11 protein-coding genes are annotated in these 12,628 nt (G+C 45.4%); 7 read left to right on the top strand and 4 right to left on the bottom strand.

Annotated elements, in window-relative coordinates; translation table 11 throughout:
• The first annotated feature begins 228 nt into the window (after positions 1-228).
• Positions 229-1,104 (top strand): polyamine aminopropyltransferase, encoded by an 876-nt coding sequence (gene speE, locus MESINF_RS01050; RefSeq protein ID WP_169698117.1) that lies wholly within the window; start codon positions 229-231, stop codon positions 1,102-1,104.
• A 156-nt stretch (positions 1,105-1,260) separates the two neighbouring features.
• On the opposite strand, the gene MESINF_RS01045 is transcribed toward speE, so the two are convergent.
• Positions 1,261-2,103: a transposase gene (locus tag MESINF_RS01045; RefSeq protein WP_169698116.1), complete on the bottom strand. Its 843-nt coding sequence runs from the start codon at positions 2,101-2,103 to the stop codon at positions 1,261-1,263.
• A 175-nt stretch (positions 2,104-2,278) separates the two neighbouring features.
• Positions 2,279-3,346 (bottom strand): magnesium/cobalt transporter CorA, encoded by a 1,068-nt coding sequence (gene corA / locus MESINF_RS01040; RefSeq protein ID WP_169698115.1) that lies wholly within the window; start codon positions 3,344-3,346, stop codon positions 2,279-2,281.
• Positions 3,347-3,650: 304 nt separating this feature from the next.
• On the opposite strand from corA, the gene MESINF_RS01035 reads away from it, so the two are divergent.
• Positions 3,651-5,039, top strand: coding sequence for a transglutaminase-like domain-containing protein (locus MESINF_RS01035; protein WP_169698114.1), 1,389 nt, complete (start codon positions 3,651-3,653; stop codon positions 5,037-5,039).
• 182 nt (positions 5,040-5,221) lie between these two features.
• Entirely contained in the window at positions 5,222-5,917 is a 696-nt protein-coding gene (locus MESINF_RS01030) for a molybdopterin-dependent oxidoreductase (RefSeq protein WP_169698113.1), read from the top strand.
• 23 nt (positions 5,918-5,940) lie between these two features.
• Here MESINF_RS01030 and MESINF_RS01025 read toward each other — a convergent pair whose 3' ends face one another.
• Positions 5,941-7,011 carry a winged helix-turn-helix domain-containing protein gene (locus tag MESINF_RS01025; protein WP_169697925.1) on the bottom strand — a complete coding sequence of 357 codons (1,071 nt, stop codon included), beginning with the start codon at positions 7,009-7,011 and terminating at the stop codon, positions 5,941-5,943.
• 100 nt (positions 7,012-7,111) lie between these two features.
• A complete protein-coding gene (locus tag MESINF_RS01020) occupies positions 7,112-7,948 on the bottom strand; it encodes a DegV family protein (protein WP_169698112.1) in 837 nt (278 codons plus the stop codon).
• 625 nt (positions 7,949-8,573) lie between these two features.
• On the opposite strand from MESINF_RS01020, the gene MESINF_RS01015 reads away from it, so the two are divergent.
• The 4 genes from MESINF_RS01015 (at position 8,574) to MESINF_RS01000 (ending at position 12,627) form a co-directional block, all read left to right on the top strand.
• Positions 8,574-9,869, top strand: coding sequence for an ABC transporter substrate-binding protein (locus MESINF_RS01015; protein ID WP_169698111.1), 1,296 nt, complete (start codon positions 8,574-8,576; stop codon positions 9,867-9,869).
• Between the two features lie 65 nt (positions 9,870-9,934).
• Positions 9,935-10,816, top strand: coding sequence for a carbohydrate ABC transporter permease (locus MESINF_RS01010; RefSeq protein WP_169698110.1), 882 nt, complete (start codon positions 9,935-9,937; stop codon positions 10,814-10,816).
• 19 nt (positions 10,817-10,835) lie between these two features.
• Positions 10,836-11,666 (top strand): carbohydrate ABC transporter permease, encoded by an 831-nt coding sequence (locus MESINF_RS01005; RefSeq protein ID WP_169698109.1) that lies wholly within the window; start codon positions 10,836-10,838, stop codon positions 11,664-11,666.
• A 190-nt stretch (positions 11,667-11,856) separates the two neighbouring features.
• Positions 11,857-12,627, top strand: a complete 771-nt coding sequence (locus MESINF_RS01000; protein WP_169698108.1) for a class I SAM-dependent methyltransferase — start codon at positions 11,857-11,859, stop codon at positions 12,625-12,627.
• Position 12,628 lies beyond the last annotated feature (1 nt).

The following is a 12,628-nucleotide window of genomic DNA, read 5'->3' as shown; positions in this document are numbered from 1 at the left end:
CTACAGTCGGAAGGGCCGCAATTTCGTGAAAATCTGAGCCAAAATTTGACTATTCTTCCTGCAAAGTGATACAATCTACTTTGCTGTCCTGATTTTATGTGTTTTCCGCATTCGCGTGAAGCCTAAGCTCGGGTTTGATATCATTAGATGTTTTTGCCCGCGTGGATGTATTATATCCTTGGAGAGGAATTGAACAATTATCATATACGACCTGGAGGTGTAGATTATATGGAAGACCGTGAACTGAGAACCTTGAACCACATGCTCTTTATGGAACACTATACCGGTGGAAATGCCGGTCTGTTTATGAAAATGAAGCGACTCGTTTACTCGTATCAGAGCCCTTATCAAAGAATAGATATCTTCGAGCATCCCGAATTCGGGATGGTCCTGGTTCTAGATGGGATAACCATGTTCACCGAAGCCGACGAATTCATGTACCATGAGATGCTGGTTCATGTCCCTATATTCACCCATCCCGATCCCAAAAGAGTTTTGATAATAGGTGGAGGAGACGGTGGAAGCTTGAGAGAAGTCTTGAAGCATAACTCCGTTGAAGAAGCAGTGCTTTGTGAAGTGGACCCTTATGTGATAGAGGCTTCAAGGAAATATTTGAAGGAAATGTCGATCGAACTTGACAACCCCAGAGCTACCTTGGTGAATGAAAACGGTGCGGATTACGTAAGAAAATTCAAAGACCGCTTCGATGTCATTGTAGTCGATTCGACCGATCCCACTGCCGGTGAGGGTGGACATCTCTTTACCAAAGAGTTCTATGTGAATTGCTACGCCGCGCTGAGAAAGGATGGTGTCTTCTGCGCCGAAACGGAGGACCCCTTCTACGACAAGGGTTGGGTCGCCATAGCCTTCAACAGGATCTCTTCGGTTTTTCCCATATGCAGGATGTACACGAGTTTCATGACCACTTACCCGTCAGGTATGTGGACCTACACAATCGGTTCAAAAACCTTCGACCCAATCAAGGACTTCGATGAAGAAAGAGTCCTGGATTTCAATGCTCCTTTGAGATACTACAACAGCGAAATTCACACCGCGGCCTTCGCGTTGCCAAACTTTCTGAGGGAGTTGACAGGACAGTTCTAAAAGTAATGAGAAGAACCGACCTTGGAAGAGTGTTATGAGCTGATTATCGCTAAAAATGGAATAGAAAAGATCCCGGGTTTCAATAATTAAGAAGCCGTCCTCTCTTTATAGGACAAATCTTCTCTTATGAACTCACGAAGTGCGTGTATGTAACAGTTAATAGAAAGGAAGAAGAGAAAAGGATCGGAAACAGGAATCGAGGAGATGGAAGTCGATTTTGACCTGTTCCAGGAGTAAAGACCTGAGCATGGAGATCGCTCTTTGGATTGTTTCGAACACTTTGTACCTCTTTGTTTCTGACTTAGTCTTCTCGAGAATAAATCGGTGAAGGTCATTGAAAATCAGATAGGCAAGAATAACCAGGATAGTCCAATGCTTGTGGCCATCTTCAGTTGAGAGTGCGGCTTTACCGAGCGAGAAGTGTTGTTTAGCAGTCTTGAAGTAGGACTCTACCACATGGCTGTTGGTGTACCAGGAGTCTCCAAGAAGTACTGCATCCCTTATCTCGTTCTCTTTCAGCCAATCTATAAGTCTTTCAATCTTGGTGGGACCTCCATTCGAATTCGAGAACATCATCTCCAGAGGAAAGAAACCATCGCTGACTCTACCAACGGTAAGGAGAACCTGTACCTGGCAATACCGCTTCTGATTGTGATCGTACGTCGGAGTGGTGGAAGGTATCTTCTTACTCCTTCTGGCCAGTTGAGTATCAACCACAACCAGTATCATCTTCTCAGAAGAGGTTGAGAGAATAACCTTCTGGATCAGCTTCTCAAGGTTCTTCCAGAAGTTAGGATTACCGTTGAAAAACCTGGTAAGGGTTGTATGAGCCACCTTGTTCAAAGGGTCTCTAGCTATTGAGGAGATCGAATGATGGCCAAGCTCCAGTATTCCCTGTATAAGAATCAGTATATCCTTGAGATAGAAGGCCTCTATTGAAGAGAAGAAATCACCAAAGCGTAGCTGGACAAAATGCTCAATTGATGCAAGAATATTCATAACCGGTCGCTCCTTTGTGCGGTTTGTCTGGACAAATTATTCTACATCCGGAGCGTCCGGTTTTCTATTCTCCCCATCTCTATTCCTTTTTCAATGACCTTTTTCCTCTTTCTTGCCTCTCTGATTCATTTCTCCGTTACTTTCACGCACTTCGTGAGTATATATTGATATCGCTTCAATCTTTCCTGAACCAGCCTTTTTTATGGAAGAAGTACAGCATGGCTCCAGCGATGGCGACCATCGCTAATAATACAATCGGATAGGCCCATTTCAGCTCAAGTTCCGGCATGAAGTGGAAGTTCATTCCATAAACACCAGCCACGAAGGAAAGCGGTATGAAAATCGTGGATATTATGGTGAGGACTTTCATGATTTCATTCATTCTGTTGCTCATGGAAGAAAGATAAACGTTCATGAGCTCGGAGGCCAGTTCCCTGTAAAGGTCGAGCATATCTATGGACTGTATGACATGATCGTACACATCTCGAAAATACAGTGCCGTCTTCCCATCTATATAACGGTTTTCATTTCTCGCCAGCTGACCTATCGCGTCTCTAGTCGGCCAGAGAATTCTCTTCAGTTCGGCGAGACCATGCTTGAGTTCGTAAAGTTTCTGGAGTTTTTCTTTGTTGATTTTGAGGATCATCTCATCCTCGAGTGCTTCCAGAGAACTCCCAGTTTCCTGGAGCACAGGGAAGTAATTGTCTATGATGGTATCTATAAGAGCATAAACCGTGAAGTCATTGCCGAGTTTCCTTATGGTGGATCCACGGCGCATCCTCTGCCTTACTGGGTCGAAAACATCCCCATACCTTTCCTGGAAAGTCAAGACGAAAGTCTCACCAACGAAAAAGCTGACCTGTTCGGAGATCACTTCCTTCTCTTCGAGTCTTATCATGCGAAGACAGATGAAAAGGCCATTTTCGTACTCTTCTACTTTCGGGATCTGCGGAACATTGGTGATATCCTCCAGAGCAAGTGGATGGAGCTTGAAGATCTCTCCCAGCCTTCTCAATGTTTTCTCGTCGCCCAGACCCTGAACGTCAATCCAGTTTACCCGCCCCTTTTCGAAAATGTGCTTCTCAAGCAACGAGGGATCTTCGACGGTGATCTCTTCCATCTCCTTCTCGTTGAAAGTTATCAGTTTCATCACCGGAAAAGGCGAGGAATCGTCTATGCTAAGGGTGCCCGGTACGGATCCCGAAGGCGGTTTCCTCTTTGTGAAAAGCTTGCTTTTGGCCATAACTTCTCGACCTCCGCAAAGATATTATCACGGTCGATGTTAGAAAACCATATCCATTTTTTTGGCATTCCTGTATTAGTACATAAAAAGAGATTGCCGACTTAAGCTGAAAAGTTCTTCGCAGATATGTAATCTATCGGTACAATCATATGTTCTCAATCTACGATGATAATAATTGAATGAACATCAATGCAAAAAATTAGACTCTAAGTCATAAGATAACATATTATGTTTGAATTATAGGTATGAAGTTATATACTTCATGTATAGTGTCTTCTTGAAAGACAAGATGGGGGGTATAGGTGTGAAAGCGAAACTGATTCTTTTTGTCGTTCTAATATCTACAATAGTTCTCGGAACCACGCTTCAAAGATCCGATGAATATCTTCAAAGACAGAATGAGGTCAAACTCGCGGTTGAATTCTTCCTGACTTTCGAAGAGGCCAGAGATATCATTATGAAGCACTATCCTGAACTCAAGAGTGATGAAGAAGTAAGAAGATTCATAGTGGATAGAGATATTCAGCGACGTACCATTGACGGTGTTGAAATGTATTTTGGAGAATTCGAACACAATCTTTTCACCCGCGACCCCGAACTGGTAAAGCGCGAACCCGAATGGTCAGCCGCCAATACCCTGCTGGTCAAATACCTTCTAAGTGAGTATGGACCCCGGCAGACACCTTTTGCCAATTTCAAACCTGCCTTTAGCCCTTATTTCAACCCAAAAGACTATCTTGTCGAATATACGGTAAACACCGAAAGATCCTTGCTGCCTGAAAAGGGCTCTCTGAAGATCTGGTTCCCTCTTCCCTTACAGACGGCTACACAGGAGAACATCTATATCCTGGAGGTGACTCCAGAAGAAGCGGTGGTCGGAGTCCCCAGAATCGATGGTGATATTGCTTATGTTCTGCTTGAATTCGATCTTTCTGATCTAAAAGAAGATTTGAACATCTCGGTGAAGTTCACTTTCAGACACTATCAGCAGCAGTTCGATATAGATCCGGAAAAGGTGGGCGAATACGACACCGAAAGTTCACTGTATAAGAATTACACAAAATCCGAAGGCAGTATCTTCTTTGATGAAAGTTTCGAAAAGCTGGCTAGGAAAATCGTCGGAGAAGAGACGAACCCATACCTCCAGGCGAAGAAAATATACCATTATGTCGTAGAAAACATCCTGTATAGTTATATGGCTCACGTTGCGATCGAAGCTGAAGGCATACCCGAAAGTGTTTACTCATTCGAACACGGTTACGGAGACTGTGGAACTCAGTCCATTATCTTCTCTGCACTCTGCAGATCTATCGGCATACCGGCTAGGGCACCGGGAGGCTTTCAGATCTTCACAGGCCAGCTCGGGTCGCATTTCTGGGCCGAGTTCTACCTGCCAAACTACGGATGGGTTCCGGTAGATACCTCTGCTGGCCAGATTGCGACCTACACCTTGGGTATCACCGAAGATGAGCGACAGAATTTTATAGATTACTTTTTCGGTAATCAGGACCCGCTGAGATTTGTTGTCCAGAATTCTGTGGATTTTATGCCCGATGAGAGACCGGCCGACGCTCAGTTCCTGGAGATTACGCTTCAAAGCCCATTTATCGAAAGTGAGTTTGGAAACGAGAATCTCGGAGTCACGATGACGATACTGGATTCCTTTGAGATGAAGACGATTTTGCTCAGATGAAGTTTAGATCTGAACTTTCTAAAGGTTGAAGAAGTCATAGTTTTGCTTGACAAGACTTCTTCTCCTACCACCCTGCCCGGAGAGTTTTCTCCGGGCTTTTCTTTGCCAGAGTGGCGAACTATAAATTAAGCGTCGATGTCTAATTTTAACGATACCAGATAAGTCGTTGGAGGTGTTAACCGGTGAAGGTTCTGCTTTTCATAATCTTATGCGCAATCGTAGTTACAGTTATAGTCTTTGGAATAAATAACGCACCGCAAAAAAATGTGCAGGAGATACTGGTGAAAGATTACCAGGGAATAAAGCTTGATGACCTAACTGCTTTCAGAGAGAACTCCATAAAGGGTGTACAGTACGTCAGCGAAGAGAATTACATTCTCAGGGTAGGCGGGCTTGTCGAAAGGCCTTACGAGATGAGCTACTCCACTCTTCAGGAACTGGAACACACAGAGAAAGTCGTGACCCTCTTTTGTGTCGAGGGATGGACCGCCAAAATGCTGTGGGGAGGGATACCGCTCGTGGAACTGATAGAAAAGGCCGGTCCGATGGCGGAGGTGGATAACGTGATCTTCAAATCTACCGACGGCTACACTACCAGCCTGAGTCTGGATTACATTAAGGAAAGGAACATAATACTCGCCGACAGACTTAACGGTATAAAACTTCCCCCAGCGCAGGGTTTTCCTTTCATAGTGGTAGCGGAAGATAAATGGGGCTATAAGTGGGCTCGCTGGGTCGAAGAAATAGAGCTTTCGGACGATGAGACTTACCGAGGATACTGGGAGGTCCTTGGATACAGCAACAACGGTAGCCTGGACAAGCCGATGTTCGAAAGATACGACAAACCGGAGAGTTCCGGTGGAAAGGAGCTGCGCTAGCCATTGCAGACGCTTTAGCCGTTCTAGTCGCTTTCTGAAAGCTGTTCTATCAACAGATCTATCACTTCATCGCGGTCGGCGGTGAAGTAAACCCCTTCTTTTGTGCGGTAGGTCTTTATGAGGTTGCAGGCGATCAGATTGCTGAAAGTCTCGGTAACTTCTGCATTGGACATCTTCAACTTTCTGGAAATGTCATAGCCGGTGTAGCGCTTTCCAAAAAGCATTCGCAAAAGTTTTATACGTCTGGGTTCTCCCATAGCCCTGTACCTCGCCGCGGCCTGATTAAGGGGATCGTCTTCGAGAACTGAATTCACGAATCTGTATCCTACGACGAAGAGGTCATTTTTCGCTTTTGGATGGAAAACCCCACCCTGGGCGTTCTCCACGAAATACGAGATGGCCAGCAGTATCTTCCTTCTGTCCTCCAGCTCATCGTAACGCATATTGTCTATGAGCTTAAGAAGGTAATCCTCACCTCTAGACTGGAGGTTTAGGATCAGATCTCTTTCGCTCTCTTCCAGAGCACCTTCATCGAAGGGGATTGTGGGGAAAATGTGCTCGGCGTACCATTCCAGAAGATAGACAAAGTCATCTTTCATTGAAATTGGATTGGAGAAGAAATCCAACATAACGGCTTTCTGATGGGGTGTCAGCACGGCTTTCTCGACCAAAAAAACTAGTGCTTTTCGCTGGTCGCCAAGCATCTGCGAGATTATACTCTCATCGAAGCCTACAGCCCTCGGACCAAGACCGATCAGGAGGAAATCCCTCAGCAGATCTTCCGGAGATACTGCTCGCAGGGCTTTAAAGAACTCGTCAACCGTCTTGAGACAATTTTCACTTATGATCGGACTCAATCTCATGGCCAGTGGTGTTTGCCAGTTGAAGTATAGATCCATCTTTTCCAGTATCGGCTCAGGCAGCTTTTTTAGAGTGATATTTACCCATTCGGCTATCTCGCCGACGGGTCTGTAGCCCGGCGTCAGTTCTTTGAAATGTTCGACCAATCTTTCGTTGTTTGTAAGTCTGTATATCCCCGGTAAAAAATCGTAGATTCTTCCCTTTCTTGTTTCGACTCTATCGATCGTTTTCACCTGTACACCCCCAGTCCTTGATAGTTAACCATATAAAAATGAGCAATTCAAGCGCTTCAAAATCCAAGCGCTCGAATCACCGACAGATTTCGAAATCAGACTATGCCCATTCGCTGATTATACCGATCCCCTCCGGACCTAGATGCGTGCCTATCACAGGTTCGATCAACGAGATCTCAACTTCGATATTCGGCACCCTTTCCAGCAGTATTCTCTTCAATTCTTCGGCATCCTCATTTCTCTTTATGTATACGATTTCAACTTTCTTGAGATCGGCCGGATCCTTACCTTTCAGGGTGTGATCCACCATACTCTGGAGGAGTTTTTTGTTGCCTCTGATGTTTTCGACGGGTTTCAATTCACCATCTTCAAGCTGTAAAACGGGCTTCATTTTCAGAAGGTTTCCCATAAGGGCTTTAGCCTTTCCGATTCTTCCGCCCTTGTAGAGATAGTTCAGGTCATCCACAGAAAAGATTGTGCGGATTTTCTTATGAAAATCGGTGGCATACTTGACAAGAGCATCGGTATCGCTTCCGTTCGCGATCATTTTCGACAGGTTCTTAACCAGCATTCCCAGACCGTTTTCCGTCAGCAAAGTATCGATGACGTGAATGGGCATGTCAAAATCCCTTGACGCTATGCTCGCCGAAACGAAAGTGCCACTCAGCTTACCTGAAATCAAAGGAACAACGAGAACATCGAAATTTTGTAGAGCCCTGCCGAAGGCCTCCATGAAATCCTGGGGAGAGGGCTGCGAAGTGGTTGGAAGTTCTGCGACAGACCCTAGCTCGTTGTAATAGGAATCGAGATCGAGATCTATTGCTCTGGTGTATTTACCGGACCTGTTGACGTAGAGAGATACTATATTTACTCCCAGCTTCTCAATATCGCCGGGTTTAAGGTTGCACGTATTGTCTGTGACTATGCCTATTTTCATAAATCAAACCCTCCTTTCAGACTAGATTGCTCAATTATAGACCATAAAGTCGGAATATCGATAAGTGGCGATTGGTTTTTTCCAGAAGTTATGGTTGCCCTCCGCGCAACTTTAAAGCGTTTCCCGGTGATACATCCACGCTATCTTGCCTTTTGAGAATTCCCAGATGTGTATTTTTAAATACTGAATTCAACAATCACATTATTTGATTCAATAAACCCATTTTATGAGTAAAATTGATCAATTATCTTCTTTTCATCGATTAAATATCTGCGTAACACAATTTATTGTGATCCACTATAATATATATGTACTAATAGATAAAATTATTTGAGTATCTAGTAAAAATAATACAATTTTCAGGAGGGATCGATTATGAGAAAATTCTTTGGATTCTGCTTTCTCGTGATTCTGTTGGTTGACAGAGTATTTGTAGAAATAATAGAAGGAGTAGGTGACAGGAGAATCAAGAGAAGCGCAAAATAAAAGACCGTATACATTTCCTTACATCTTCAAAAGGTCCTATTACCCTTCAGCTCATGCTGAAGGTTTTTTATCGAGAGTAGTGGGTGTTATAATCATTTTGCGATCCATCGAACCCATTTTTCGACAAGGAGGCGTTTGTATGAAAAAGGTTCTAGTCGTTGTTCTGGTTCTTCTCTCGGTCTTGGCCTTTTCCAAAACAACAATCACTTTCTGGCACGCGATGAGCGGAAGCAACCTAACCGCCGTTGATAACATTGTCAAGGGATTCAACGAAAGCCAGAACGAGATCGAAGTGGTTGCTCAATTCACCGGGAGTTACGCCGAAACTCTCACCAAAGCGATAGCCGCTTATAGAACTGGAACACATCCCCACATCGTACAGGTTTACGAAGTAGGGCTTCAGACCATGCTTGACAGTGGGGCTATTCTTCCGGTCTATCAGCTTGCCGAGCCGGGTTTTGATTGGGGAGACGTTGTCACTCCAATCCTGAACTACTATTCGGTGAACGGTAAACTCTACTCTATGCCCTTCAACTCCTCGACTGCCATCCTATACTACAACAAAGACATTTTCGCGGCGGCCGGGCTTGACCCCAACAAGCCACCGTCAACCTTCGACGAGCTGTACGAAATGGGCAAAAAGATAGTACAGTCAGGTGCGTCTCAAGGAGGTATATCTTTTGGCTGGCCGGCATGGGTTTTCGAGCAGATGCACGCAACTCATGCGCAATTCTATGCCAACAATGAAAACGGTAGAAAGGCCAAGGCTTCCCAGGTTCTATTCAACGGAGAGTTCGGCCAGAAAGTTTTCGTCGAGTGGATGAAGTGGGCGCAAGATAACGTCTTCGTCTATGGTGGAAGAGAATACAGCGCCAACACGGCTTTCCTCACAGGGCAGGTTGCTATGTTGATCCAGTCGACTTCCTCGGTTGGCTCCATCCAGAAGACAGCCTCTTTCAACGTCGGGACTTCCTTTCTGCCGAGAATGGAAGGGTACCCCAGAGGTAACTCAGTTATAGGAGGCGCCACGATATGGGTTCTCAAGGGAAAGTCCGAGGCTGAAAACAAGGCCGTCTGGGAATTCCTGAAGTACATCATAAGACCCGAAATCTCGCTGCAATGGCATAAGAGTACCGGTTACTTCCCCTCAAGCAACACAACCGTCAAGCTGCTCATGGATGAAGGTTGGTTCGCTTCTCAGCCAAATCACCTGACCGCCTTTTTGCAGATTCTCAGCGGATCAAACATTCCCGAAGCACAGGGGGTCAGACTGGGTAATTTCGTTGCGATAAGGGACGTAGTCGATTCGGCTGTCGAAAAGGCCGTTCAGTACAAGGGAAAGGACTACGAAAAGGAAGCCAAGAGGATTCTCGATGATGCGGCAAAAGAGTGCAACAATATATTGAGAGAGTACATTCAACTGTACGGTGATTGATTCGCTTTTCGACGGGGAGGGGTTTTCCCCTCCCCTTAATCTACTTTCAGGCGGTGAAAGAAAAAATGCAGAGAAGATTTCCCAATCGAGTGCTTCCGTACATCTTACTTTCTCCCTCGATTGTTATAGTCATTATCTTTCTCATCGTACCGACCGTTCAATCAATATACATGAGCTTCTTCAGGGTTTCGCCCTTCGGCGATAGAAAATTCTTCGTTGGTTTCGAGAACTTCACCAGACTCTTTCAGTCGTCAGCCTATCTGCACAGCCTAATAATTACCCTTATCTTTGCCGTATTGGTGGTTCTCATCGGCCTGTCGCTGGGAACTGTTATAGCCGCATTGCTGAACCAGAAGCTGCGCGGTCTCTTCATTTACAGGACTTTTTTCATCTGGACCTACGCCATCTCACCGGCCATTGCCGGGACCATATGGGCGCTTATGTTCAACCCGTCGAGTGGTCCGATAGTTTATATAATAAGAAGTATAACGGGGATAGGAATCAACTGGATGACCGATAGAAACCTTGCTCTGGCGGTAGTTGTCATAGCCGCTTCATGGAAGATGATGGGCTACAACATAATTTTCTATCTGGCCGGACTGCAGGCAATTCCCGAAGAACTTTTAGAATCTGCCTCTATAGATGGTGCTTCAGGCGTGACGAAATTCTTTAAGATCATACTGCCGCTCCTTTCGCCGACAACCTTCTTTCTTCTGATCATGAACATGCTGTACGCTTTTTTTGACGTCTTTGGAATTATAGATATTATGACTAAAGGCGGCCCGGGCGACGCAACCGAGCTGCTAGTATATAAGCTTTACAGGGACGGCTTCATAAGCATGAACACCGGTTTTGCCTCTGCGCAATCAGTCGTTCTCTTCATTTTTGTCGCTATTCTGACAGTCCTCCAGTTTAAATACACAGAAAGAAAAGTCTTTTACGGATGATGGATGAGGATGGATAAGCATGAAGAAGAAAAACCTTAAAAAATTGGTGATATACCTGGTGCTTACTTTTATGGCGCTGGTGGTGATGTTCCCAATCTACTACGCCTTTAGCATGAGCACACTCACGGCAGCCGAATCCTACAGTTATCCACCCCGTTTCATACCTGGAAAGAATATATTTGAAAACTACGTAACGGCCTGGAAGACTGTGAACATGGGCAGACTCATGCTCAACAGCGGTTTTACCGCCTTCGTCGTTGCCACAGGAAAAATAGGTTTTGCGATTTTAGCAGCCTTTGCCTTCACTTACTTCGGTGACTTCAGGGGAAAGTTCTTCTTTTTTGGCATGATACTCATAACACACATGCTTCCGCTTCCTGTAAGGATTTTGCCGACTTATGAACTTATGAAGAGCTTCGACTGGATAAACACTTATTATGCTCTTACGATACCCTTCTTCGCCAGCGCGACGGGGACACTTCTCTTCCGCCAGTTGTTTCTTACCGTCCCTACATCGCTCTCCGACGCGGCGAGAATAGATGGCGCCGGACCTATGAGGTTCCTTTTCAACGTCCTTCTTCCCCTTTCAAAGACCAACATGGGTGCGCTCTTTCTGATAGAGTTCAACTTCATCTGGAACGAGTACCTATGGCCTCTCATAATAACGACCACAAACGACATGAGAGTCGTCCAGATCGGTATCAAGATGTTGCTGGCCAGTGAAGCCCAGGCTGCGGAATGGAACATCATAATGGCAGGAACGATAACGGCCATGATAGTACCTCTCGTAATGCTTTTGATTTTCCAGAAGACTTTCATGAGCGGCTTCAGCTTGAAAGAAGAAAAGTGACCGGGGATAGATTCCCCGGTTTTGTTAACACACCTTCTCAGTTCTCCTTTCTCTTTAGTCAGGCAAAATCGACCGGAGATTTGTTCTCATCGAATATGTATTATACTAGGATTGACCTGAGCTCTAAGTTTTTTTGGGCATTCGGGACATTGAGATAACCCTTCATTGTTTGACGAGAGGTGTATGAGGTTTGAGGGAGTCGTGGGAATATTACAACGATATCGCAACTAGATACGATTACATGTACGAGGAGCCTTACTGGCAACTTTACCACATGCTCGTGGAAAGGCTGGTGGATGATCATATAACTCACCGTTCCAGAGTGCTCGACCTCGGCACCGGAACAGGAAGATGGGCGTTAAGAATGGCCGAAGACGGGCACGATGTCATCGGCGTAGATCCGGCCGGGGAGATGTTGAAAGTGGCCCGGATGAAGGCCGAGTTGGCTGAATTGAAGATCGAGTTTCTAGAAGTCGGTGGAGAGAACCTTCCTTTTGAGAAAGCTTACTTCGATAGCGTTCTGGCAATGGGGGATGTGCTCTCTTATGCTGTGGAGCCGGAAAAGGTTTTGAAAAAAGTTGGTGAAGTACTCAAAAAAGGTGGTAAACTCCTCGCGAGTGTCGATAATGCCTGGGCTTTCCTCCAGGACTTTCTCTCCCTTGCTGAATATTCGATGGCCCAGAAGTTGCTGGACGAGAGGAAGATTCCGATAGGCGACAGGTCGGTGAGTAAAAAAGATTTTCTTTCCCGTCCTTACTTCCCCGGAGAGATGAGCGGCATCTTAAGATCCAGCGGCTTCGAACTGGTCGATATGGCTTCTCTCATTGCCTTTTATCCCTACAACGAAGTCTCGCTGGCGTCGAACATCTCTAAAGCCTGCGAGTGGGAATATCGTTATTGCAGACAGAAAGAGACCTTCTCAAGATCCGAGCACCTGTTCTTCTGTGCAATCAAGAGGTAGA

Source organism: Mesotoga infera (assembly GCF_900157305.1).
In the GTDB taxonomy this organism is placed as follows: Bacteria; Thermotogota; Thermotogae; order Petrotogales; family Kosmotogaceae; genus Mesotoga; species Mesotoga infera.
Note: the sequence above shows the minus strand (reverse complement) of the source record. Positions and strands in the feature narration are given on the sequence as shown.

Coding starts and splice junctions, on each gene's coding strand:
- speE (WP_169698117.1), top strand. CDS start 229: ATGGAAGACCGTGAACTGAGAACCTTGAACCACATGCTCTTTATGGAA.
- MESINF_RS01045 (WP_169698116.1), bottom strand. CDS start 2,103: ATGAATATTCTTGCATCAATTGAGCATTTTGTCCAGCTACGCTTTGGT.
- corA (WP_169698115.1), bottom strand. CDS start 3,346: ATGGCCAAAAGCAAGCTTTTCACAAAGAGGAAACCGCCTTCGGGATCC.
- MESINF_RS01020 (WP_169698112.1), bottom strand. CDS start 7,948: ATGAAAATAGGCATAGTCACAGACAATACGTGCAACCTTAAACCCGGC.
- MESINF_RS01015 (WP_169698111.1), top strand. CDS start 8,574: ATGAAAAAGGTTCTAGTCGTTGTTCTGGTTCTTCTCTCGGTCTTGGCC.
- MESINF_RS01010 (WP_169698110.1), top strand. CDS start 9,935: ATGCAGAGAAGATTTCCCAATCGAGTGCTTCCGTACATCTTACTTTCT.
- MESINF_RS01005 (WP_169698109.1), top strand. CDS start 10,836: ATGAAGAAGAAAAACCTTAAAAAATTGGTGATATACCTGGTGCTTACT.